Source organism: Streptomyces sp. Je 1-79, from assembly GCF_025195125.1.
Lineage (GTDB): Bacteria > Actinomycetota > Actinomycetes > Streptomycetales > Streptomycetaceae > Streptomyces.
This window is the reverse complement of the sequence record NZ_JAMGSL010000003.1, coordinates 1-21,589: the sequence shown is the minus strand read 5'-3', so window position 1 is coordinate 21,589 and position 21,589 is coordinate 1. Positions and strand designations below refer to the sequence as shown.

Below are 21,589 nucleotides of genomic sequence, written 5' to 3'. Positions count from 1 at the left end.
GGCGGGGGGCTCAGGCCCCTCAGTACTGGGAGAACCCGTCGTCCGACAGCGTGTGCTTCTCGTCACCGACGATCGGCGGGTTGAAGACCGAGATCAGGTGCAGGTCCTCGTAGTCCGACGCGATCAGGTAGTGCGGGTCGTGCTGGTCCAGGGCGTATATCGTCCCGGGCACGATCTTGTGCCGGGTGCCGTCCTTCTCCACGACCTCACCCGATCCCGCGACGCAGAAGCAGGCTTCCAGGTGGTCGCGGTACTGGAGAGCGCTGGTGGTGCCCTGGCGCACGAGGGTCACGGCCACGGCGAAGCCCATGCCGTCGGCCTTCGTGAGGATGCGGTGGCTCGTTCCGTTGCCCCACTGGACGGGGACGACGTCGTCGACGCTGCGGGTGAACATGCGGGTACTCCCTTGGGTGTCGGCTCTGCGGACTCAGGCCGCTTCGGCGGGCGTGTGGGCGTGGATGAGGCGGGTGATCGCGGTGAGGGTGCGGAAGTCGTCCGGGCCGAACTCGATGTCGTCCACGGGCACGCCGTAGCGGGCCGCGATGTGGGAGATCATCCGGACGAGGCCGAGGCTGTCGATCACCCCGGAGGAGATGAGGTCGTAGTCGTCGGTGAGGTCCGAGGAGTCCTCGCCCGCCAGGTACTCGGTGACGAGGTAGGCGCGGATCTCGGCGGTCACGTCGGTCTCGCTCATGCGGTGCCGTTCTCCTTGAGTCGGTTGTTCCTGATGAGGTTCCGGTCGGGCTTGCCCGTGGACGTACGGGGAATCGGGGTCTCCGTGACGTGGACCGAGGACGGGATGGCGTGGCGCGGGAGGTGCCCGCTGACGTGGGTGCGCAGCCGCAGGCCGGTCAGGGCGGTGGACGGACGCCGGGTGACGTGCGCGTGCAGCCGTACGCCCGTCCGCTCGTCGGGAAGGGCCACGACGACGGCCTCGGCGACGTCCGGGTGGGAGGCGACGACGGTCTCGACCTCCTGGAGGTTGGTCCGTACGCCGCGGACCTTGACCTGCCAGTCGGCGCGGCCTTCGAGGCGGTAGAGGCCGTCGTCGGTACGGGAGACGATGTCGCCCGTGCGGTAGTGGACCCGGCCGTCCCGGACGGTGAACGCCTGCTCGTTCAGGGCCGACCGCAGGTAGCCGGCGGTCTGGAACGGTGTGGAGACGAGGAGTTCACCGGTGCCGGCGCCCGTGACGAGCTCTCCGTCGGCGTCCACGACGATCGCGCGCACCCCGGCGAGGGGGCGTCCGATCGGCGGGGCGGCGGCGGGGCCCAGGGGGTCGATGGGGTGGATGAAGGAGTCGTTCGTCTCCGTACAGCCGAAGACGTTGTGGAACCGGGCCTTCGGGAAGGCGTCGGCCATCGGCCGGAGCAGCTCCGGGGCGAGGGCGTCGCCCGTGGTGACGATCGTGCGGACGGCGGCGTACTCGGGGCCGTCCTGGACCAGCAGGCGGTGCAGCATGGGCACCCCCTGGACGAACGTGACGCCGTGGCCGGCCACCAGGTTCCGCAGGTGCGGGGCGTCCGTGGCACGGTCCTTGTCGACCAGGACGACCTGCGCGCCGAGGCGCAGGAAGGTCCAGACGTCGAGCAGGGCGAGGTCGAAGTTGAGCGGGGCGTAGGAGAGCGCGACGTCGTCCCGGGTGAGCTCGAACTCGCCCGTGGCCCAGTCGGCGAAGGCGTCGAAGCCCTCGGCGGGGATGGGCACGATCTTCGGTGTTCCGGTGGATCCCGAGGTGGTGAGCAGGAGGCGGGTGCGCGTGGCGTCGGCCCGGTCGAAGCCCTCGGCCTCCTCCTCGCCGCCGTCCACCGCTTCGGCCGTCAGCGCGCCCGTCTCGGAGACGGTGAGCGTGTGGGAGGCGCGGGCCTGCTGGGCGAGTCGGGTGCGGGCGGCGATGCCGAGGTCGGGCGAGGGCGCCAGGGCGATCAGGCCCTCGTGGAAGACGGCGAGCAGGAGTGCGACGGTCTCCGGTGTCTTGTGCGCCGGCACGCAGACGGTGGAACCGGCGGGCAGCCCCAGTCCGCTCAACGCGGTACGGAGCGCTTCCGTCCGGTCGCCCAGCTGCCCGTAGGTGACGGTGCGCCGGTTGCCCGCGAGGGCGACTCGGCCGGCGTGCTCCCGGCTGTGGACGGCGATGGAATCGGCGAGGTGTGTCGATGGCACAGCGGACTCTCCCCCGAGAACGTTGAGACAGCGATTGCATCGTCAAGCAACTGGCTTGCCGACTCGAGAAGCGGGAACCGCGTTCTCGTTACGCTTGATCATGCAACGAAACCACCCCTGGCGCGCTATGCCGAGAGTTCGCGATTGACAGCGCGTCAGGGGTTGGGGGAAGGTGCCGGTTCGCGTATGCCGACCGACGGATGCCGACCGCGGCCGGCCGGGCGCCTCAGGCTCCGGCGGCCCGCAGCGACTGCACCGTGGAGGCGTATTCGGGGTCGGCGGTGAGGGCGTTGAGCGCCGAGGAGAGGACGTCCGCGTAGGTCGCGCGGGCGGCGGCGTGCCGTTCGCGGCCCTCGGCCGTGATCACCGCGTAGACACCGCGCTTGTCCGAAGGACACAGGTCCTTGTAGGCGAATCCGGCCACTTCGAGCCGTGCGACCAGCCGCGTCACGGACGACTGGCCGAGACCGACCCGGTCGGCCAGGTCCTGCATGCGCAGCTCGCTGTCCTCGGCGTGGGAGAGCGACTCCAGCGCCCGGTACTCCGACAGACCGATCCCATGACGCCGCTGGAGCGCCTGCGCCAGCTCCCGCTCCACACGGGAGTGCAGGACGAGCAGACGGCTCCAGACCACTTGGTCGGACGACGCGGAAAGGGAAGCGGCCATGACCTGACGCACCTTTCATGGGGAGATTGACAACAGAGTACATGCTCATGCAACCTCATCTCGCCGCGTCGGTCCGTCACCGGACGACTACGGTTCCGAAGAATTTGCACGAACAAGCAACTTACTGGAGAGTGAGTTCCATGTCGTCCCCCTCCCCGCAGGACACCCCGCAGAACGCCAACGTCGGCTGGGCCTGGCTGCTGTTCTCGTCCCTGTTCGAGATCACGTTCGCGCTCTCGACCGAGGCGACCGACGGCTTCACCAAGCTCGGCCCGTCGCTGCTCACCGTGGCCGCCGCCTCGTGCGGCATCTTCACCCTCTCCATGGCGCTGAAGACCGTGGACGTCGGCGTCGGTTACACGGTGTGGGCCGGAATCGGCGCTGTCGGCACCGTCGTCTTCGGCACCCTGATCTACGACGAGCGGATGACCGTCTGGAAGGTGCTCGCGTTCGTCCTGATCATCGGCGGCGCCCTCGGTCTGCGCATCTCCGACAACATCGCGGCCAAGAAGCAGGCCGCCGTCGAGGCCCCGAGCGCCCCGGCCGCCGCGCAGCCCGTCGCCTGATCCGCCCCACCTGACGCCCGCTCCGTCCCCACCATCCCGAAACGAGTGACACCACCATGACCTGGGTCTACCTCGGCATCGCCATCGTCTTCGAAGTCCTCTTCGCCCTCGGCACCAACGCCACCAAGGGGTTCACCCGCCTGTGGCCCTCCGTGCTCACGCTGCTCGCCGCCGCCGGCGGTATCTACACGCTGTCCCTGGCCCTGCGTGAGCTCGACGTCTCGGTCGGCTACACCATCTGGACCGGTATCGGCGGAGTCGGCACCGTCATCTGCGGCGCCATCATCTTCAAGGAGAAGATCACGCTCGCGCGGCTGCTCTCCTTCGCCTCCATCATCGGCGGCGCCGTCCTGCTCCGCCTGACGGCCGTCTGATCGGCGCGCGCATCATGAACGACATCGACGATCTGCTGCCCCACGTCAGGGAAGCGGTACGGATCAGCCGGGAGCACGTGGCCACGGGCGGCATCCCCTTCTCGGGGATCGTCGTCCAGGACGGCCGGGTCCTCGGCACCGGGTTCAACCGGGTCCGGGAGGACCACGACGCCAGTGCGCACGCGGAGGTCGTGGCGCTGCGCGAGGCGGCGAAGCGCGCCGGCGTGTTCGCCGTCGCCGGGTCCACGCTGATCGCCTCGGGCGAGCCCTGCGCCATGTGCTACATGGTGGCCCGCTACTTCGGCGTCGAGCACATCGTCTTCGCCGCCGACCGCAGGACCGCCGGCGCCTACGGCTTCGACTACGGCAGCTCGTACGGCATCTTCGCGACCGACCCCACCCAGTGGCCGATCAAGGTGACACACGCCCCGGTCGAGGGCCACGAGGTGCCGTTCCAGGAGTTCCTGACCGTGCAGAGGGGCGGGGTCCGATGACCGAGCCGGTGAAGATCCAGATCTGGTCCGACTACGTGTGTCCCTTCTGCATGCTGGCCGAGGGACCGCTGGAACAGGCCACCGAGGACCTGGACGTCGAGATCGAGTGGAAGCCGTTCGAGCTGCGGGCCCATCCGCAGCCGACGCTCCGCCCGGAGGACCCGTACCTGCCCGACATCTGGAAGCGGGCCGTCTATCCGATGGCCCGGCGGATGGGCGTGGACATCACGCTCCCCACCGTCTCCCCGCAGCCCTACACCCGGCTCGCGTTCGAGGGCTTCCAGTACGCGCAGGACCGGGGCAAGGGCGACGCGTACACCCGGCGCATGTTCCGTGCCTTCTTCCAGGAGGACCTGGACCTCGGACAGATCGACGTCCTCACCCGGCTCGCCGGTGAACTGGACCTGGACCAGGAAGAGTTCCGTACGGCGCTGGAGAAGGGCACGTACACCGCCCGGCACGAGGACGCGCTCCGGGAGGCCGCCGCCCACCGTGTGCAGGTCGCCCCGACGTTCCTCGTCGGCGACGTCCGCATGGAGGGGGTGCCCTCGGTCCCCCAGCTGCGCAAGGCGATCCTGGACGCCCAGGCACGGCAGCAGGACGAGTCCCACGGCGCCGCGTGCGGCATCGACGGCGTCTGCTGACCGGGCCCCGGCCCCGGCGTTCCGACCCCGGACACGCGACCGCACACAGGTCGGGTGCCCGGGGTCTTCGCGTCCGGGGGTGCGCCCGAGGGTGCGCTCTTCGTGGGACGCGGAGGAGCCGGACGCCTGCCTGGGGCGTCCGGCTCCGTGGGGGGTGGGTCCTGGGCTGGGTCCCGCTACGGCGCGAGCCGTGCCGCGAGCCGCGGGAAGAGGGCCAGCGCGTTGGTGCGGCCGACGGCGGTGCGCCGCTCCTCGTCCCAGCCCCCGTACGTCCGGAAGCCCTCGACGTTCTCCGTGGTGTGGGCGGCCGGCATGAACGGGAAGTCGCTGCCGAACAGGATCCGGTCCGGCGCGGCCAGCTCGGTCAGCGCGGGCAGCGCGAAGCGGTTGGCGGACATCGCGATGTCGTAGTACAGCCCGCGCAGGGCACCGACGACGTCCTTGGGGGCGCGCTCGGTCAGGTACCTGCCGATCGTCGGGCCGTAGGTGAGCCGCTGCGCGAGGAACGGCAGCGTGCCGCCGGCGTGCGAGACGATCAGCTTCAGATGCGGCAGCCGCTCCAGCGTGCCGCTGAAAAGCAGGTCGACCACCGTGCGGGTGGTCTCGAAGGTGAAGTCGTACAGCGACGGCGGCAGGTCGAAGGTGGCCACGTCCTTGGCCGGCGGGGTGCCGGGGTGGACGTGGACCGGGACCCCGCGGTCGGCGATCTCGGCGAGCAGCGGCTCGAACTCCGGGTCGCCGAGGTAGCGGTTTCCGTAGCTGGTCAGCAGGCCGACGCCGTCGAGGCCGAGCTCGTCGATCGCGTAGGTGAGTTCGTCCTTGGCGGCGGCCACGTCGGGCAGCGGCAGGATGGCGAACGCGCCGAAGCGGGTGGGGTGTTCGGCGATGAGAGTGGCGTAGTACTCGTTGACCTGGCGGGCCAGGCGGTGGCTCTCCGCGCCCTCGGCGAAGGTGACGCCCGGCGCGGTGACGGACAGGACCGACGCGGCGATGCCGTGGCGGTCCATCACCTCCAGGCTCTCCTCGGGGCTCCAGGTCGGGTAGTCCACACCGGGGATGGCGACCTTGTCGCCGAGCGCCTCGCGGTAGGCCGGCGGGATGGCGTGGTGGTGGACGTCGATGAGGCCGGTCTCGTGCTGCATCAGTCTTCTCCGTCGGTCTTGCTGTCGGGCAGTGCGTCGAGTTCGATGCCGAACCAGGTGCGGTAGGCGGCGCGGACCGCGGTGTCGTCGGCCAGTTCCTCCTTGGTCCTGACGCCGTTCTCGGTACGGGTGAGGGTGCGGCCCGCGAGGGTGACCCGTCCTCCGGGCGTGGGCATGGAGCACACCTGGCGCGCCAGGAACGGCGAGTCGTCCGCGCTGCGGAACCACCACATGGTGGGGGCGAAGTCCTCCAGTTCACGGCCGCGCGGTTCGAGGCGGTACTGCAGCTCTCCGTCGCGGTAGAGGTCCAGGTCCCCCTTCGGGGCCTCGACCAGCTCGAAGGTGCCCTGCGGGTCGTGCTGGGGCCCGCCCGCGCGCAGCCGCAGGGGGGAGCGGAACGCGTGGCCGTAGCCGACGTCGGCCAGCCAGGGGCCCTCGCCGTCCTCGGTCCGTACGCGCAGGCAGAGGTGGCCGAGGAGCGGGCCGAACACGCCGTCCTCGAGGACCCGGGCGCCCATCGGCTCGACGTCGAAGCCGAGCGAGGTCAGCAAGGTGAAGAAGGCGCCGTTGAGTTCGTAGCAGCATCCGCCGCGTCCGCGGTCGATGAGCTTCTCCAGGGCGGGTTCGCCGAGGCCGATGGGAAGGCTCGGCCGGCCGAAGGCGAAGTCGATGTTCTCGAAGGGGATGCTGAAGACATGGCGTTCGTGCAGATACGCCAGGGCCTTCCCGTCGGGCCGTTCGGGCCGCTCGGCGCCGATCCTCGCGAGGTACGCGTCCACGGTCTTGTCGTCGAGCATCAGACGTACTCCGCGTGGTACTTGGCAACGATGCTCTGGGCCTTCTCGACGTCCGCCGCGTACTGCTCGGCCTCGGGCGCGGGCATGCCCTCCTCGGCGGCCACCCCGAGCTCGGTGAAGAAGCGCTCGAAGCCCGCGGGGGTGAAGATGATGAGCATCTTGGCGGGTTCGTCGCCGACGTTCTTGAAGGCGTGGGTCCTGCCCTTGGGCACGAAGATGAACGCGCCCGCCCCGACGATCTCGCTGCGCTTCTCGTTGGAGATCTGCAGCTCGCCCTCGATGAGGTAGAAGGCCTCGTCGGCGTCGTGGTGGATGTGCAGGGGCGGCCCTCCGCCCGGCGGCACCATGGCCTCGATCAGGCCGAGGGAACCGTGTGTGTTCTCCGCGTCCGCCTTGAGCGTGTAGTGGTCCCCGAAGACCCAGCGTGCCGGTCCTGCCTTCGGCGGGATGTAGACGATGCCCTCGGATTCCTCGAAACTCAAGGCTCTTCCCTTCCTCGCGGGTGTACGCGTACTGCTCGCTCCACTCCACACGGCGGCCTGCCCGGCCGGCATCCCGTGTTCACGGGGTTTTCGCAGGTCACTCCCGTGAATACGTGATGGCGGGGGCGGCCGTTGTGGCCATCGTGGTGCGTGCGCGGCGCGCGCGACGTGCGCGCGCACGCGACGCACGTACCGACGATGGGATGAGAGACATGACTGCTCGCTTCACCGGCAAGGTGGCGCTGGTCACCGGTGGCGGCTCCGGGATCGGCCGCGCCACCGCCGTGGCCTTCGCCCGCGAGGGTGCCACCGTGGTGGTCGCCGGACGCACCCCCGACCGCCTGGTCGAGACGGTCGAGCTGATCGAGAAGGACGGGGGCACGGCCGGGTACGTCGCGGCCGACATCGCCGTCGACGCGGAGGTGGAGGCGCTGGTCGCGACGGTCGTGGAGCGCCACGGCCGGCTGGACGTCGCCGTCAACAACGCGGGTCACCTGCCCGATCCGGCCCCTCTCGCCGAGCTCGCCGAAGAGGACTTCGCGCGGACCCTGGAGATCAACCTGCTGGGCACGTGGCGGTCGATGAAGCACGAGATCCGCCACATGCGGGCGAACGGCGGTGGCGTCATCGTCAACGTGGGTTCCGTGGTCGGCGCCCACCTGACCATTCCGGGTGCCGGCGCGTACGGGGCGAGCAAGGCGGCGATCGCCGCGCTCGGGCGCAGCGCGGCCCGTGAGTACGCCGCCGACGGGATCCGGGTGAACACGCTCAGCCCGTCCTCGATGGACACCCCCATGTCCTTGCTGGAGAACGAGACGCCGCAGGAGCGGGTGGAGCGCGCCAGGGGCATGTTCCCGCTCGGCCGGATCGGGACGGTGGAGGAGGGCGCGGCGGCGGTGCTGTACCTGGCCTCCGCTGAGTCGGGCTTCGCCCTCGGCCACGATCTGGTGATCGACGGCGGCATCACGGCCTGAGCGGTCGCCGACGATCGGTTCCGGGCATGACCGTGCCCCGGTCCGCAGGGGGGAGGCTGCGGACCGGGGCACGGCCGTTCAGGGGGCGTGTCGGGTCACACGCGGGTGTCGGTCAGGGTCTGCTCCTGGAGCGTGCCGGTGCCGCCGCCCGCGACCACGCCGACGCCCTTGGCGGGCCGGGAGCGGTACTGGAGATGGCCCGCCCACAGCGTGCCCAGCAGTCCCGCCGCGGCGAGCGCGGCCCCGACCCAGGCGACCGAGGCGAAGCCGAAGCCGGCGTTGATGGCCATGCCGCCGAGCGCCGGGGCGAGGGTGTTGCCGACGTTGAAGGCCGAGGTGTTGGTGGCCCCGACCAGGGTCGGAGCGCCGGGCGCCACGACGAACACCCGGGACTGCAGGATCGGGTTGGTGACGTATCCCGCCAGGCCGAGGACGAAGATCAGGGCCACGGTGACGACGGTGTTCTCCGCCAGCACGGCGAGCAGGGCGGAGGCCACGGCGAGGACACCGGTGCCCAGCGCGAGCGTACGGATGGGGTACGCCTCCGCAGTCCGGCCGCCGATGACCATGCCCAGGAGACCGCCGACGCCGAACAGCGCCAGGAGGGCGGGCACCCAGCCGTCGGCCAGCCCGGTCACGTCGGTGAGCAGGGAGGCGAGGTAGCTGAAGGTGACGATGACCGCGCCGAAGGAGAACGCGGTCACGGCGTACGAGAGCCACAGCTGCGGCCGGGCCATCGCCCGCAGTTCGGCGCGGACGGTACGCGGCTCCTCCGTGGAGCCCTTGCCGCCGGGGATGGCGAACACCGAGCAGGCGACACTGACGAGGGTGAGCGCGGCCACGCCCCAGAAGGCGGCCCGCCAGCCGGCGAACTGGCTGAGCACGGTGCCCGCGGGGACGCCCACGATGGTGGCGAGGGTCAGTCCGCTGGCAACCACCGCGACGGCCTTGCCCTTGGCGTTCGCCGGGACGAGGGCGACGGCGGTGGCCACGGCGACGCCCCAGAAGCCGGCGTAGGCGAGGGCGCTGATGACGCGGGTGGCGAAGAGGACGCCGTAGCCCGGAGCCAGGGCGCCGACGATGTGCGCGGCGATGAAGACGAGCTGGAGCGCGACGAGGGCGGTGCGGCGGGGCCACTTCAGGGTCGCCACCGCGAGGAGGGGCGCGCCGACGACCATGCCGATGGCGAACGCCGAGATCAGGAGCCCGGCATCGGGGATGGAGACACCCAGGTCGTCGGCGAGGTTGGGCAGGAGCCCGGAGAGCATGAACTCCGAGGTGCCTTGGGTGAAGATTCCCAAGCCGAGGATGTAGACGGCTAGGGGCATGGAGTGCCTCCAAGTGCGTGGGGATGGACCGGTGTTGCGTCCGGTCGCGAGCGGTGTGGCCGGCCTCGGTGGCGACGCTAGCACATTTTGGAGCGCCCGCTTCAAAACCTGGGTGGGACGGGGCACGTGGTGCCACCCGCAAGGGATTCGGCCCTCAGCTGCGCCAGTTGTCCGGCGCGTTCAACCGCCACAGGAGCAGGGCCGTGTGCGCCCGCTGCCGCTCCGACGGATCGCTCAGCGACATGTCCAGGGCACGTTCGGCACGGACCACCCGATGGGCTACGGAACTGTGGTGCAGCGAGAGCAGTTTGGCCGCCTCACGGAGGGACCGGGTGCGGCAGACGGCCTCCAGGGTCGCCAGCATCTGCGCCCCGTCCGGCTCGGCTTCGAGGCGGGCGAGCGCAGCCACGTCGGGGTGGGCGAGCGCCACGGGCCCGGGGATGTCGGCGAGAAGGGCCTGCGCCCCCAGCGCCGCGGCGTCCATCAGCCGCGGCCAGGTGGGGCCCAGGCCGGCGAACCGGGCCGCGCGCCTGGCCTGCCCCCAGGACTCCGGCAGCCGCTCGGGGGCGACCGCCGGTCCCAGGCCCACGGCCACACAGGGCGGCAGCGTCACCCGGCCCCTCGCGGCGGCGCCCGTGCCGGGGAGGAGGAGGGCGCCGACCCTGGGCCACAGCGCGCCCTGGGGCGCCGGGCCGCCCGCGCGTGTCGGCGGTGCGTGCAGCGCTCCCGCACTGGCCCGCAACGCCCCTTGCAGTCCGGCCGGTTCGGGGACGACCACGGCGGCCGCCCGCATCGGACCCACCGGCGCGAGGCCGAGCAGGTGCAGTGCGCGGGACCTCTGCACCTCGGGCATCGAAGGCGACAGGACCGCCTGGACGAGCGCCGGATCCCCGAGCCCGTCCGGCCACCAGAGCTCCGGATCCGAGGACGTACCGGCGTACGTACCGGCGTACGTACCGGACAAGGGGTCCGTCGAGACAGGTGACGCCGGGGCCGCCATCGGGTCGTCCGACGTACGCGACGACAGGCCCGCCACCGGATCCGTCGGCGTACGCGACGGCACGCCCCCCAGCGGATCCGCCGAGGCCCCCGGCGGGGCCTGCGGGACTCCGCCGCCCACACGCCCGGCCGCGGCCAGCGCCATGCGCTCGACCAGCAGCCCGTCGAAGGGCAGCGGGTCCCCCGCGCGTTCGATCCACACCTCGCCCGCCGCGCGCCCGTGGAGGGCGATCACCCGCCGCGTCGAGGGCGCCGCCTCCCCCGGGTCCGGCGCGCCTCCCGCCGGGCCGCGCCGCAGCACCCGGCGGGAGGGGCCGCGGTCGTCCGTCAGGCCGGCGGTACAGCCCGCGAGCCGCGCGGCGGCGCGGACCAGCTCGTCGGCGTCCGCCGCGCTCCGGAAGAGAGCGTCGAAGCGGGCGAGGAGAGCCGGCGCCGCCTCCGCCTCGGTGGGCGGGGGCGGCGGGCTCGACGTCAGTCCGTACATCCGCGCAGGCTAGTTCCGGAGCGGGGCGGGCACCCCCACGGTCACGACACTCCGTCAGGTCGGCGCACCAATCGGTGTCCCCAGGGCGTCAATACGCGACGGGCGGCGGCGGCGGACTCCCCCACCCGCACGGGACGATGACCCCATGAGTGACGCCACGCCCCGATCCGCCCCGCCCGTGCCCACCCGGATGAGGCTCCGGCCCGATCTGGCACCGCTCGTCGAGCAGATCCCGTACCTCGACGTCGCCGAGCCGGACGTCGCCCGCCGCACCCTCAAGGACCTCGAAGCCCAGTGGGAGCCGGCCGACACCAGCGCCATCACGGTCACCGAACGGCTCATCCCCGGGCCGGCAGGCGCCCCCGACGTCGCCGTGCGCGTCTATACGCCGCGCACCCCGGGACCGCACGGCGGTCTGCTGTGGATCCACGGCGGCGGGTTCGTGATGGGCAGCCTGGAGACCGAGCACAACCAGTGCGTGTGGTTCGCCTCCCGGGCGGACGTCGTCGTCGTGAGCGTCCAGTACCGGCTGGCGCCCGAGAACCCCTTCCCCGCGGGTGCGGAGGACTGTTACGCGGCCCTGCGCTGGCTCGCCGACAGCACCGACGAGCTCGGGGTCGTCCCCGAGCGGCTCGGTGTCGCGGGATGCAGCGCGGGCGGCGCCCTCGCCGCGTCCGTCGCCCTGATGGCGCGCGACCGCGAGGGGCCGCGGCTCGCCCTCCAGGTGCTGACCTTCCCCGTGACCGACGACCGGATGGACACCCCCTCCGCGCGGAGCTTCCACGACACCCCGGTGTGGTCCACGCCCCAGTCCGTCTCGATGTGGCGCCACTACCTGGGCGAAGGCCACGAGCAGCGGGAGACCTCGCCGTACGCGGCGCCCAACCGCGCCGACGACCTGAGCGGACTCCCCGCCGCGCACATCGTCACCGCGCAGTACGACCCGCTGCGCGACGAGGGCCTCCGCTACGGGCAGCGCCTCATGGAGGCGGACGTACCGGTCACGCTCCACCAGTGGGCCGGGGCGTTCCACATCTTCGACTCCTTCGGTACCGAGTCCGGGCAGCGCTCGATCGACGAGCTGGTGCTCGCCGTCCACGAAGCGCTGGCCGAGTGACCGCCGTGGCCGACGCGTCCGGTGCTCCGCGGCGCGTCCGCGTCACCGCGGATCCCGACTGGTACGCCCCCGCCGGCATCGCGCTCGGCATCCGGGTCGGCGACCTCGTCTTCGCCTCCGGCCAGGGACCGATCGGCGAGGACGGCGCCACCGTCGGCAAGGGCGACTTCGAGGCGCAGGCCCGGCAGGCGCTCGCCAACCTCGCGCTCGTGCTGAAGAACGCCGGCTCGGGTCTCGACGGGGTGGTCAAGGCGACCGTGTTCGTCACCGACATCGCCCGGGACCAGGACGCCTTCGCGCGGATCAGGGCCGAGCACTTCGCCCCGCACACGTTCGCCGAGTCCTTCGTCGAGGTCTCCTCCCTCGCCGATCCCGACTGGCTGATCGAGATCGAGGCGATCGCGGTGACATCATGATCGATTCCCGAATTTCAGTGCGATCGCTCCAAAAACCTTAGAGTACGGGTATGGCCAGGCCCAGGAAGTTCGACGAGACGCACGCCCTCACCGCTGCCATGAACACGTTCTGGCGGCGGGGGTTCGAGGCGACCTCGACCCGGGACCTGGCCGACTCGACCGGCATGGGCCAGTCGAGCCTGTACAACGCGTTCGGCGACAAGCGCGAGCTGTACCTGCGGGCCCTGCGCCGCTACTACGAGACGCACACCGCCGAGCAGACCGCCCTCCTGGAGCAGCCGGGACCGGTCAAGGACCGGCTGCGGGACCTGATGGAACACGCCATCGACGCCGATCTGTCGGACCCGGAGTCCTCCGGATGCTTCGCCATCAACGCCTCCGTCGAGAAGGCCGGCACGGACGACGACGTCCGTGAGGAGGTGGTCCGCCACTTCGGCACCGTGGAGGCGGCGCTGGCCGAGGCCATCGCGCGGGGGCAGCGCTCCGGCGAGATCGGCACCCGGCAGAGCGCCGGGACACTCGCCCGCCAGGTCCTGAGCACGTACTACGGACTGCGCGTTCTCGCCCGGGTCCAGAAGGACCGGAACGCCCTGCTCAGCGTGGTGGAAAGCGCCCTCTCCGCGCTGTAGCGGGGCCTCTCCGTCCGGCTCGGGGAACCTGACGGAGAACATGACAGAGTGGACCGGCGCCCGTTGCGACCGTCAGGGCGCCCCGCCAGGGTCTGCCGGGTGAATACAGCCAACGCTTCCTACCGGAAACACCCGTCCGGACAGGTCCTCGGCTGGGCGAGCCTCACCCCGGCCGAACTGCGGGTGGCCCGTCTGGTGTCCGAGGGGCTGACCAACCGCGCCGTCGCCACCCACCTGGTCGTTTCACCGCACACGGTGGACAGCCACCTGCGCCACATCTTCATCAAACTCGGCATCTCCAGCAGGGTCTCCCTCGCCCGCCTGACCGTGTTCCACGACCACGCGAGCCCTCACGACCAGCCCGCCCAGAGCGCCGGCCCATCCCGTATCCGCGCCACTTGACGGACTCACCGGACCTTCGTTGCGGGCCGGTGGAGGCCTGGGGATAGTGGCATTCGTACGAATCGGCGCGTCCTTCGAGACACCGCGCCGCACACACTCGTCGACGCTCCGGCATGCCGATGCTGCCAGCCGAGCCGCCGCCGCAGGACGGAAGACGCCGGGCGGGACACCACGTCGACGCGCACGCGTCCGTGCCACCCGCTCGCCCCCACGCCCGCCATCAGCCGGAGTCCATCCGGCACGCCCGCCGAGGGAAACCGATGACCGACATCCTGTCCCACCTCCGTTCCCTACCCGCACTTCAGCAGCCCGACTGGGAGGACCATCCGCGTCTGGCCGAGATCCGCACGGATCTCGGCCGGATGCCGGCCCTCGTGGACGCCGAGGCCGTACGCCGTCTGCGGTCCCTGCTGGCCGAGGCCGCCGCCGGCCACATCCAGGTGATCCAGACCGGTGACTGCGCCGAGGACCCCGCCGAGGCCAACCCCGAGGACGTACGCCGCAAGGCCGCGCTCCTCGACGTCCTGGCCGGCACGATGAAGCTCGCCTCCGGAAAGCCCGTGCTCCGGGTGGGCCGCATAGCCGGCCAGTACGCCAAGCCGCGCTCCAAGCCCACCGAGACGGTCGGCGGCACCGAACTCCCCGTCTACCGGGGCCACATGGTCAACCGCCCCGAGCCCGACCCCGAGCAGCGCCGTCCCGACCCGGCCCACCTGCTCACCGGCTACCGGGCCGCCAGCGACACCATGCACTACCTGGGATGGCGCGGCACGGCCGCCCGCTCCGAGCTCGAGGTGCCGGTGTGGACCAGCCACGAGGCGCTGCTGCTCGACTACGAACTGCCCCTGCTGCGCCGCGAGCCCGACGGATCGCTGCTGCTCACCTCGACGCACTGGCCCTGGGTGGGTGAGCGGACCCGGCAGCTCGACGGTGCCCACATCGCCCTGCTCTCCGCCGTCTCCAACCCCGTCGCGGTCAAGGTCGGGCCGACCATGACCCCCGACGAACTCCTCGCCCTGTGCGACCGGTTGGACGCCCAGCGCCGTCCCGGCCGGCTGACGCTGATCGCCCGGATGGGCGCCGAGAACGCCGCCGCGAAGCTGCCGGCGCTCGTCGAGGCGGTCGACCGCGCCGGCCACCCGGTGCTGTGGCTGTCGGACCCGATGCACGGCAACACCGTCAGCGGCCCCGGCGGACTCAAGACCCGCCTGCTGACGACCGTCGTCCAGGAGATCGAGGCCTTCCAGGCGGCGGTGCACACGGGCGGCGGCGTGGCCGCGGGTCTCCACCTGGAGACCACCCCGGAGAGCGTCACCGAGTGCGTCGTCGACGCCGACGGCCTGGGGAGTCTCGGCGACAAGTACCTGAGCTTCTGCGACCCGCGCCTCAACCCGCAGCAGGCGACGGCGGCCGTCGCGGCATGGCGCGGATGAGCGCGGCGGGCGTGGACACGGCACGGACGGATTCGGAGGGTCCGCAGGTGGCAGGAACAGTCGTCCTGGTGACGGGTGCGGCCGGCGGCATCGGCGAGGCGGTGGTGCGGCTGCTCGCCGAGCGCGGCGCCGTCGTCGCCGCCGTCGACCTGGTGCCGGACCGGCTCGCCGACACGGTGGGCCGGCTGCGGGCCGACGGTCTGGACGTGACCGGCTTTCCGGCCGACGTCACGTCGAGCGACGGGGTCGAGGCCGTGGTCGAGCGGGTCGAGGCCGAACTCGGTCCCGTGGAGCAGCTGGTGAACGCGGCCGGGGTACTGCGCCTGGCCGAGGCGCGCGCCCTGAGCGACGAGGACTGGCTGACCACGTTCGCGGTCAACACCAACGGCGTGTTCCACACGTCCCGGGCCGTGGTCAACCGGATGATCCCCCGGCGGCGCGGCGCGATCGTGACGGTCGCGTCGAACGCGGCGGGCACCGCCCGCGCGCAGATGGCGGCGTACGCGGCGTCCAAGGCGGCCGCGACCGCGTTCACCAAGTGCCTGGGCCTGGAGGTGGCGGAGCACGGTATCCGCTGCAACGTTGTCGCGCCCGGCTCCACCGACACCCCGATGCTGCGCGGGATGCACACCGCGGACACCGCCGCCAAGGCGTCGATCGCGGGCTCCCCCGAGGCGTACCGGGTCGGCATCCCGCTGGGCAAGGTCGCCCGGCCCGAGGACGTGGCCCGGGCCGTCGCCTTCCTGCTGTCCGACGACGCCGGCCACGTCACCCTGCACGAACTGACCGTGGACGGCGGTGCCACGCTCGGTGTCTAGCCAAGAGAGGACCGACCGGCCGATGCCCGGTATTCCCCCGATCGAGTCGTATCCCATGCCCCAGGAGGGCGAGCTGCCGGAGAACACCGTCAGCTGGCCGGTGGATCCGCGGCGGGCCGTTCTCCTGCTCCACGACATGCAGGAGTTCTTCCTCAAGCCGTTCCCGCGGGGCGAGGCGCCGGGGAACGCCCTGGTGGGCAACGCGGCGCTGCTGCGCGAGCGGTGCGCCGAGCTCGGCATCCCCGTCGCCTACACGGCGCAGCCCGGCGGCATGACGCCGGAGCAGCGCGGACTCCTGAAGGACTTCTGGGGGCCGGGGATGAAGCCCACGCCCGAGCACCGCAAGGTGGTCGAGCCCCTCGAACCGGCTCCCGGCGACTGGACGTTCACGAAGTGGCGCTACAGCGCCTTCTTCAAGTCGGACCTGCTGGAGCGGATGCGGTTCCACCAGCGGGACCAGCTGATCATCTGCGGTGTGTACGCGCACGTGGGTGTGCTGATGACCGCGGTGGAGGCCTTCACCAACGACATCCAGCCCTTCCTGGTGGCCGACGCCGTGGCCGACTTCTCGGCCGAGTACCACCGGCTCGCCCTCGACTACGCGGCACAGCGCGCAGCCCGCGTCGTGTCCGCCAAGACCGTGCTGAGCGAACTCGACGCGGGCGGCGCGGCGCGCTGACCGCGTCCCACCGCCGAAAGGAATCCCCATGGCAAGGCAGGACAGCGCGCACGACCTGCTCGCACGCATCCTCGACGGCTCGGCCGGCGCGTTCGCACTGATGCACCGGCCCGAGACGGTGGACCCCGACACCCTGGAGCTGCTGGCCGGCGACGTGACGGAGATCCCGTCCCTCGCCGACCTCGATCTGCCACCGCGGGAAGGGACGGGCGCCCGCACGGAACTGCTCACCCTGATCCCCTACCGTCAGCTCGCCGAGCGGGGCTTCGCGGCTCCCGACGACGGCGCGCCGCTGCTGGCGATGACGGTCCGCGAGCAGGCGGCGTTGCCCCTGCGGGCGACGCTTCCGCTGCTGCCGGACGAGCCGGTGAAGGTGACCGACGGCCACTTCGACGTGGACGACGAGGCCTACGCGGACATCGTGCGGCGGGTCGTCACGGACGAGATCGGGACCGGTGCGGGCGCCAACTTCGTGATGCGGCGCTCCTTCACGGCCCGGCTGCCCGGCTTCGGCCTGCCCGCGGCGCTGTCGTTCTTCCGCCGCCTGGTGCAGCGGGAGGCCGGGGCGTACTGGACGTTCCTCGTGCACACCGGCGACCGGACGTTCGTGGGCGCCACCCCGGAGCGGCACATCAGCGTCCACGACGGCACGGCCGTGATGAACCCGATCAGCGGCACCTACCGCTATCCGGCGGGCGGTCCCGACCTGGACGGCGTCATGGAGTTCCTCGCCGACCCCAAGGAGGCCGACGAACTGTACATGGTCGTCGACGAGGAGCTGAAGATGATGGCCCGGATCTGCCCGGCGGGCGGCCGGGTGGTGGGCCCGTACCTCAAGGAGATGGCCCGTCTCGCGCACACCGAGTACTTCATCGAGGGGCGTACCGACCGCGATGTACGCGACATCCTGCGCGAGACGCTGTTCGCGCCGACGGTGACCGGTTCCCCGCTGGAGAGCGCCGCGCGGGTCATCAGCCGCTACGAGCCCCAGGGCCGTGGCTACTACAGCGGTGTGGCCGCGCTGATCGGCCGCGACGCCGCCGGTGGCCGCACCCTGGACTCCTCGATCCTGATCCGTACCGCCGACATCGACGACGAGGGCATGATGCGGATCGGGGTGGGCGCGACCCTGGTGCGCCACTCCGACCCGGAGTCCGAGGTGCAGGAGACCCGGGCCAAGGCGGCCGGGCTGCTCGCCGCGCTCGGCGATCCGGAGCCCGTCCGCTTCGGGGCGCACCCCGCGGTCCGCGAGGCTCTCGACGGACGCAACGAGCGCATCGCCGACTTCTGGCTGCGGGAGCAGGAGACGCGCGACGGCACGGACGGGCCGCTGTCCGGCCGCCGGGTGCTGGTGATCGACGCCGAGGACACCTTCACGGAGATGATCGCCCATCAGATCCGTTCGCTGGGCGGAGAGGTGAACGTACGGCGGTTCGACGAGCGGTACGGCTTCGACGAGCACGACCTGGTGGTGATGGGCCCGGGCCCGGGCGATCCACGGGAGACGGGCGACCCCAAGATCGCGCACCTGCGGTCGGCGGTCGCCCAGCTCCTGGAGGAGCGCAGGCCGTTCATGGCGGTCTGCCTGAGCCACCAGGTGCTCAGCACGCTGATCGGTCTCGACCTGGTGCGCCGGCCGGTGCCCAACCAGGGCGCCCAGCACGAGATCGACCTCTTCGGCCGGCGTGAGCGGGTGGGCTTCTACAACACGTTCGCCGCGCACTCCTCGGGTGACTCCTTCGAGCACCCGGTGCACGGGCGCGTCGAGGTCAGCCGCGACCCGGCGACGGGCGAGGTGCACGGCCTGCGGGCCGCCGGTTTCGTGTCCATGCAGTTCCACGCCGAGTCCGTACTGACCGTCGACGGGCCCCGGATCATCGGCTCGCTGCTCGCGGAGGTGGCCGGCTCGTGCGTGCGGTAGTCGTCTGGTGGGACCTGGGCGAGTCGTCGCAGACCATCGCCTCGTTGCGCGGCTTCCTGCGCGACGAGGCGGTGGACCGCTTCTCCACGGTCCCCGGGCTGCGGCTGAAGTTCTGGGTCTCCGACGCCGCGACGAACCGGTGGGGGGCCGTCCTCCTCTGGGAGTCGGCCGAGGCCGCGATCCCGCAGCGGGCGGCCGAGCTGATCGGCTACCCGCCGACCGAGCGGCACTCCTTCGACGTGGAGGCGACGGTCGAGGGCGCGTTCGCCGTCGCCGCACTCGCGGGCCGCGGCACGGCGCTGGAGCCGGCCGAAGGCTGACCGGCCGGCCGGCGGCTGACCGGCGCCAGCGGCTGACCGGCCCGGCGGTTGACCCGCCGGGAGGCTTACCGGCCCGGCCGCCGACCGGCAGGCGGTCGACCGGCGCCGGCGGTCGGTCTTTCGTTCCGTGGCCGCACAGGGCGGGAGGCCCGTCCGGACGCCCGCGTGTGCGGCGATCTTCCCGGACCGCCGCGCACGCGGCGGCCGTACTCGTAAAGGACAGCCATGACCATCGCCGTACCGGCGACTCCCGCCCTGCACGCCCGGATTCCGGGGTCGAAGTCGCTCACCAACAGGGCGCTGCTGCTCGCCGCCGCGGCCGACTCGACGAGCGCCCTCGGCGCACCGCTGGTGAGCGAGGACACCACGGCCTTCCGCGAGGCCCTGAACGGGCTCGGTGTCCGTGTCGACTCCTCCGACGACGACGGCGTCTGGAACGTGACCGGTCTGGGCCGCGGCCCGGTCGGCACGGCGACCGCCTGGTGCGCCGACGCCGGCACGGCGGCCCGCTTCCTGCCGCCGTTCGCCGCCACCGGACACGGCGACTTCGGCTTCGAGGGCTCCGACCAGCTCACCGCCCGCCCGGTGGCTCCTCTCGCCGACGCCCTGCGGCGGCTGGGGGCCGAGGTCACCACGGGACCGGGCGGGCGCCTGCCGCTGCGGGTCCGCTCGCGGGGCCTCGACGGCGGCGCGCTGACCGTGGACTCCACGCTCAGCAGCCAGTTCCTGACCGGGCTGCTGATGGCCGGCCCGCTGATGCGCCGGCCACTGGCGCTGACCGTGCCGCGGCTCGTCAGCCGCCCGTACATCGACATGACGCTCGCCCTGATGCGGCACTTCGGCGCCGAGGTCGACGAGGCCGCGCCCGGCGAGTTCACCGTCCGGCCGACGGGCTACCGGGGCGCCGACCTGCCGATCGAGCCCGACGCCTCCACCGCCTCGTACGTCTTCGCCGCCGCGGCGATCACCGGGACGAGCGTGCGCGTGCCCGGTCTCGGCCGCGGCAGCCTCCAGGGCGACCTGCGCTTCTGCGACGTCCTCGCGCGCACCGGGGCCCGGGTGGAGACCACCGGCGAGGCGACCACCGTCACCGGCACCGGAGCGTTCCGGGGCGGCTTCACGGTGGACATGGGCGAGATCTCCGACACCTTCATGACGCTCGCCGCGATCGCGCCCCTGGCCGACGCCCCGATCACCGTCACCGGCATCGGGCACGCCCGCCTGAAGGAGTCGGACCGGGTCGCCGCCGTCGAGGGCAACCTGCGGGCCCTCGGCATCCGGACCGAGACCGGCCGGGACTGGATCACCGTCCACCCCGGCGCCCCGACACCCGCCCGGATCGTCTGCCACCGCGACCACCGCATCGCGATGGCCTTCTCCGTCCTCGGTCTGCGGGCCGAGGGGATCACGCTCGACGACCCCGGCTGCGTCGCGAAGACCTTCCCGGGCTTCCACGAGGAGCTGCACCGGCTCTTCCCCCGTCACTCCGTACCGGCGGCCGGCCGACACGTCCCGGCCGTAGAAGGGACCTGAGGAAAGACATGGCTCACATACTGATCGCCGGTGGTGGCATCGGCGGGCTCGCCACAGCGCTGGCGCTGACCCGTCGCGGGCACCGCACCACCGTTCTCGAACGCCGCGACACCTTCGCCGAGATCGGCGCGGGCATCCAGCTCGGCCCCAACGCCTTCCACGCCCTCGACCGGCTCGGGGTCGGCCAGGGCGTGCGCGCACGGGCCGTCTTCATCGACGAGCTGCGGTTCATGGACGGCACGACGGGCGAGAAGGTCGCCGCCATGGAGCTGACCGGCGCCTACCGGCAGCGGTTCGGCAACCCGTACGCCGTCGTGCACCGCGGCGACCTGTACCAGCCGCTGCTCGCCGCCTGCCAGGCGCTGGAGGGCGTGACCCTCGTCGGCGACGCGTCGGTGGAACGGTACGAGCAGGGCGACGGACATGTCACCGTCCACACCTCCGACGGCCGGCGCTTCACCGGCGCCGCGCTGATCGGCGCCGACGGCATCCGCTCCACGGTGCGCGCCCAGATGCTGGGCGACGGCGAACCCCGCGTGTCCGGTCACACCATCTACCGCTCGGTGATCCCGATCTCGCGGGTGCCGGAGGAGCTGCGCTGGAACAGCGTCACCCTCTGGGCCGGGCCGAAGTGGCACTTCGTCCACTACATGATCGGCGGCGGCGAGTTCCTGAACCTCGCCGTCACCCGCGACGACGGCGCGCGCGTACCGGTGACCGGCCGGCCCGCGGCACGCGAGTACGTCCTGGAGCAGTTCCCGGGGATCGGCTCGACCGCCCGCCGGCTGCTCGAACTCGGCGACGACTGGCGCGAATGGGTCCTGTGCGACCGCGACCCGGTCGAGGGCTGGACCGACGGACGGGTCGGCCTGATGGGCGACGCGGCGCACCCGATGCTGCAGTACGCCGCCCAGGGCGCGTGCCAGGCGCTGGAGGACGCCGTCGTCCTGGCGGAGCTGCTGAGCGACGTGGACGACGATGCCGTGGTGCAGAGCCTGGAGAAGTTCAACGCCGTCCGCCGCGAGCGCACCGGAAGGACACAGGAGGTGGCCCGGCTGATGGGTTCCGAGCTGTACCACCCGGCCGGCGACCGCGCCCTGGAGCGCAACCGGATGCTCGCCGCGTTCTCGCAGGAGGAGCTGTACGACCAGGTGTCCTGGCTGCACGGAGACCGGGACTTCGCCCGTGCCGGCCGGGAAGGAAGCCC

The 21,589-nt window shown here is 72.1% G+C and carries 25 protein-coding genes; 16 read left to right on the top strand and 9 right to left on the bottom strand.

The features are described 5' to 3' along the window. Positions 1-19: 19 nt before the first annotated feature. The 4 genes from M5362_RS05565 to M5362_RS05550 form a co-directional block, all read right to left on the bottom strand. Positions 20-394 carry an ectoine synthase gene (locus M5362_RS05565; protein WP_260226202.1) on the bottom strand — a complete coding sequence of 125 codons (375 nt, stop codon included), beginning with the start codon at positions 392-394 and terminating at the stop codon, positions 20-22. A gap of 33 nt (positions 395-427) precedes the next feature. Further along, positions 428-694, bottom strand: coding sequence for an acyl carrier protein (locus tag M5362_RS05560; protein WP_260226201.1), 267 nt, complete (start codon positions 692-694; stop codon positions 428-430). Continuing rightward, positions 691-2,163, bottom strand: coding sequence for an AMP-binding protein (locus tag M5362_RS05555; protein ID WP_260226200.1), 1,473 nt, complete (start codon positions 2,161-2,163; stop codon positions 691-693). The genes M5362_RS05560 and M5362_RS05555 overlap by 4 nt, the downstream gene beginning before the upstream one ends. A 226-nt stretch (positions 2,164-2,389) precedes the next feature. After that, positions 2,390-2,830, bottom strand: a complete 441-nt coding sequence (locus M5362_RS05550) for a MarR family winged helix-turn-helix transcriptional regulator (protein ID WP_260226199.1) — start codon at positions 2,828-2,830, stop codon at positions 2,390-2,392. A 140-nt stretch (positions 2,831-2,970) separates the two neighbouring features. Here M5362_RS05550 and M5362_RS05545 point away from each other — a divergent pair, with 140 nt between their 5' ends. Genes M5362_RS05545 through M5362_RS05530 form a run of 4 tightly spaced genes read left to right on the top strand, consistent with a single transcriptional unit; the run spans position 2,971 to position 4,908 of the window. Next, the gene (locus tag M5362_RS05545; protein ID WP_260226198.1) at positions 2,971-3,396 is read left to right on the top strand and encodes a multidrug efflux SMR transporter; all 426 of its coding nucleotides are present in this window, start codon (positions 2,971-2,973) and stop codon (positions 3,394-3,396) included. Positions 3,397-3,452: 56 nt separating this feature from the next. Next, a complete protein-coding gene (locus M5362_RS05540) occupies positions 3,453-3,770 on the top strand; it encodes a multidrug efflux SMR transporter (RefSeq protein ID WP_260226197.1) in 318 nt (105 codons plus the stop codon). Between the two features lie 14 nt (positions 3,771-3,784). Next, a complete protein-coding gene (locus tag M5362_RS05535; RefSeq protein ID WP_260226196.1) occupies positions 3,785-4,264 on the top strand; it encodes a nucleoside deaminase in 480 nt (159 codons plus the stop codon). Next, the gene (locus M5362_RS05530) at positions 4,261-4,908 is read left to right on the top strand and encodes a DsbA family protein (protein ID WP_260226195.1); all 648 of its coding nucleotides are present in this window, start codon (positions 4,261-4,263) and stop codon (positions 4,906-4,908) included. Before M5362_RS05535 ends, M5362_RS05530 begins: the two co-directional genes overlap by 4 nt. Before the next feature lie 176 nt (positions 4,909-5,084). On the opposite strand, the gene M5362_RS05525 is transcribed toward M5362_RS05530, so the two are convergent. Genes M5362_RS05525 through M5362_RS05515 form a run of 3 tightly spaced genes read right to left on the bottom strand, consistent with a single transcriptional unit; the run spans position 5,085 to position 7,329 of the window. Continuing rightward, on the bottom strand, positions 5,085-6,050 hold the full coding sequence (locus M5362_RS05525) for an amidohydrolase family protein (protein ID WP_260226194.1): 966 nt from the start codon (positions 6,048-6,050) through the stop codon (positions 5,085-5,087). Next, the gene (locus M5362_RS05520) at positions 6,050-6,847 is read right to left on the bottom strand and encodes an arylamine N-acetyltransferase (RefSeq protein WP_260226193.1); all 798 of its coding nucleotides are present in this window, start codon (positions 6,845-6,847) and stop codon (positions 6,050-6,052) included. Before M5362_RS05520 ends, M5362_RS05525 begins: the two co-directional genes overlap by 1 nt. Continuing rightward, positions 6,847-7,329 carry a cupin domain-containing protein gene (locus tag M5362_RS05515; protein WP_260226192.1) on the bottom strand — a complete coding sequence of 161 codons (483 nt, stop codon included), beginning with the start codon at positions 7,327-7,329 and terminating at the stop codon, positions 6,847-6,849. The genes M5362_RS05520 and M5362_RS05515 overlap by 1 nt, the downstream gene beginning before the upstream one ends. 212 nt (positions 7,330-7,541) lie before the next feature. On the opposite strand from M5362_RS05515, the gene M5362_RS05510 reads away from it, so the two are divergent. Beyond that, a complete protein-coding gene (locus M5362_RS05510; protein ID WP_260226191.1) occupies positions 7,542-8,303 on the top strand; it encodes an SDR family NAD(P)-dependent oxidoreductase in 762 nt (253 codons plus the stop codon). A 95-nt stretch (positions 8,304-8,398) separates the two neighbouring features. On the opposite strand, the gene M5362_RS05505 is transcribed toward M5362_RS05510, so the two are convergent. Beyond that, on the bottom strand, positions 8,399-9,631 hold the full coding sequence (locus tag M5362_RS05505) for a Cmx/CmrA family chloramphenicol efflux MFS transporter (protein ID WP_260226190.1): 1,233 nt from the start codon (positions 9,629-9,631) through the stop codon (positions 8,399-8,401). Positions 9,632-9,785: 154 nt separating this feature from the next. Continuing rightward, a complete protein-coding gene (locus tag M5362_RS05500) occupies positions 9,786-11,114 on the bottom strand; it encodes a helix-turn-helix domain-containing protein (RefSeq protein WP_260226189.1) in 1,329 nt (442 codons plus the stop codon). Positions 11,115-11,259: 145 nt separating this feature from the next. On the opposite strand from M5362_RS05500, the gene M5362_RS05495 reads away from it, so the two are divergent. The 11 genes from M5362_RS05495 to M5362_RS05445 form a co-directional block, all read left to right on the top strand. Continuing rightward, positions 11,260-12,231 carry an alpha/beta hydrolase gene (locus M5362_RS05495; RefSeq protein ID WP_260226188.1) on the top strand — a complete coding sequence of 324 codons (972 nt, stop codon included), beginning with the start codon at positions 11,260-11,262 and terminating at the stop codon, positions 12,229-12,231. Further along, a complete protein-coding gene (locus M5362_RS05490) occupies positions 12,228-12,647 on the top strand; it encodes a RidA family protein (protein WP_260226187.1) in 420 nt (139 codons plus the stop codon). The genes M5362_RS05495 and M5362_RS05490 overlap by 4 nt, the downstream gene beginning before the upstream one ends. 50 nt (positions 12,648-12,697) lie before the next feature. Further along, entirely contained in the window at positions 12,698-13,276 is a 579-nt protein-coding gene (locus M5362_RS05485) for a TetR/AcrR family transcriptional regulator (protein ID WP_260226186.1), read from the top strand. Positions 13,277-13,375: 99 nt separating this feature from the next. Then, a complete protein-coding gene (locus M5362_RS05480; protein ID WP_260226185.1) occupies positions 13,376-13,678 on the top strand; it encodes a response regulator transcription factor in 303 nt (100 codons plus the stop codon). A gap of 260 nt (positions 13,679-13,938) precedes the next feature. After that, entirely contained in the window at positions 13,939-15,111 is a 1,173-nt protein-coding gene (locus tag M5362_RS05475) for a 3-deoxy-7-phosphoheptulonate synthase (RefSeq protein ID WP_260226184.1), read from the top strand. Between the two features lie 47 nt (positions 15,112-15,158). Then, positions 15,159-15,929 carry a 2,3-dihydro-2,3-dihydroxybenzoate dehydrogenase gene (locus M5362_RS05470; protein ID WP_260226183.1) on the top strand — a complete coding sequence of 257 codons (771 nt, stop codon included), beginning with the start codon at positions 15,159-15,161 and terminating at the stop codon, positions 15,927-15,929. Between the two features lie 22 nt (positions 15,930-15,951). Then, positions 15,952-16,608, top strand: a complete 657-nt coding sequence (locus M5362_RS05465; protein ID WP_260226182.1) for an isochorismatase family protein — start codon at positions 15,952-15,954, stop codon at positions 16,606-16,608. Between the two features lie 28 nt (positions 16,609-16,636). Further along, the gene (locus tag M5362_RS05460; protein ID WP_260226181.1) at positions 16,637-18,529 is read left to right on the top strand and encodes an anthranilate synthase family protein; all 1,893 of its coding nucleotides are present in this window, start codon (positions 16,637-16,639) and stop codon (positions 18,527-18,529) included. Further along, positions 18,517-18,849, top strand: a complete 333-nt coding sequence (locus tag M5362_RS05455; RefSeq protein ID WP_260226180.1) for a hypothetical protein — start codon at positions 18,517-18,519, stop codon at positions 18,847-18,849. Before M5362_RS05460 ends, M5362_RS05455 begins: the two co-directional genes overlap by 13 nt. 225 nt (positions 18,850-19,074) lie before the next feature. Next, a complete protein-coding gene (gene aroA / locus M5362_RS05450) occupies positions 19,075-20,382 on the top strand; it encodes a 3-phosphoshikimate 1-carboxyvinyltransferase (RefSeq protein WP_260226179.1) in 1,308 nt (435 codons plus the stop codon). Positions 20,383-20,390: 8 nt separating this feature from the next. Further along, on the top strand, positions 20,391-21,589 hold a 1,199-nt coding region (locus tag M5362_RS05445; protein WP_260226178.1), incomplete at its 3' end, for a 3-hydroxybenzoate 6-monooxygenase.

Bases quoted from the DNA above. Each gene is read 5' to 3' on its own strand.
- M5362_RS05550 (WP_260226199.1), bottom strand. From the start codon at position 2,830: ATGGCCGCTTCCCTTTCCGCGTCGTCCGACCAAGTGGTCTGGAGCCGT.
- M5362_RS05465 (WP_260226182.1), top strand. From the start codon at position 15,952: ATGCCCGGTATTCCCCCGATCGAGTCGTATCCCATGCCCCAGGAGGGC.
- aroA (WP_260226179.1), top strand. From the start codon at position 19,075: ATGACCATCGCCGTACCGGCGACTCCCGCCCTGCACGCCCGGATTCCG.
- M5362_RS05560 (WP_260226201.1), bottom strand. From the start codon at position 694: ATGAGCGAGACCGACGTGACCGCCGAGATCCGCGCCTACCTCGTCACC.
- M5362_RS05460 (WP_260226181.1), top strand. From the start codon at position 16,637: ATGGCAAGGCAGGACAGCGCGCACGACCTGCTCGCACGCATCCTCGAC.
- M5362_RS05565 (WP_260226202.1), bottom strand. From the start codon at position 394: ATGTTCACCCGCAGCGTCGACGACGTCGTCCCCGTCCAGTGGGGCAAC.
- M5362_RS05495 (WP_260226188.1), top strand. From the start codon at position 11,260: ATGAGTGACGCCACGCCCCGATCCGCCCCGCCCGTGCCCACCCGGATG.
- M5362_RS05500 (WP_260226189.1), bottom strand. From the start codon at position 11,114: ATGTACGGACTGACGTCGAGCCCGCCGCCCCCGCCCACCGAGGCGGAG.
- M5362_RS05485 (WP_260226186.1), top strand. From the start codon at position 12,698: ATGGCCAGGCCCAGGAAGTTCGACGAGACGCACGCCCTCACCGCTGCC.
- M5362_RS05510 (WP_260226191.1), top strand. From the start codon at position 7,542: ATGACTGCTCGCTTCACCGGCAAGGTGGCGCTGGTCACCGGTGGCGGC.
- M5362_RS05540 (WP_260226197.1), top strand. From the start codon at position 3,453: ATGACCTGGGTCTACCTCGGCATCGCCATCGTCTTCGAAGTCCTCTTC.
- M5362_RS05505 (WP_260226190.1), bottom strand. From the start codon at position 9,631: ATGCCCCTAGCCGTCTACATCCTCGGCTTGGGAATCTTCACCCAAGGC.
- M5362_RS05525 (WP_260226194.1), bottom strand. From the start codon at position 6,050: ATGCAGCACGAGACCGGCCTCATCGACGTCCACCACCACGCCATCCCG.
- M5362_RS05520 (WP_260226193.1), bottom strand. From the start codon at position 6,847: ATGCTCGACGACAAGACCGTGGACGCGTACCTCGCGAGGATCGGCGCC.
- M5362_RS05530 (WP_260226195.1), top strand. From the start codon at position 4,261: ATGACCGAGCCGGTGAAGATCCAGATCTGGTCCGACTACGTGTGTCCC.
- M5362_RS05535 (WP_260226196.1), top strand. From the start codon at position 3,785: ATGAACGACATCGACGATCTGCTGCCCCACGTCAGGGAAGCGGTACGG.
- M5362_RS05475 (WP_260226184.1), top strand. From the start codon at position 13,939: ATGACCGACATCCTGTCCCACCTCCGTTCCCTACCCGCACTTCAGCAG.
- M5362_RS05545 (WP_260226198.1), top strand. From the start codon at position 2,971: ATGTCGTCCCCCTCCCCGCAGGACACCCCGCAGAACGCCAACGTCGGC.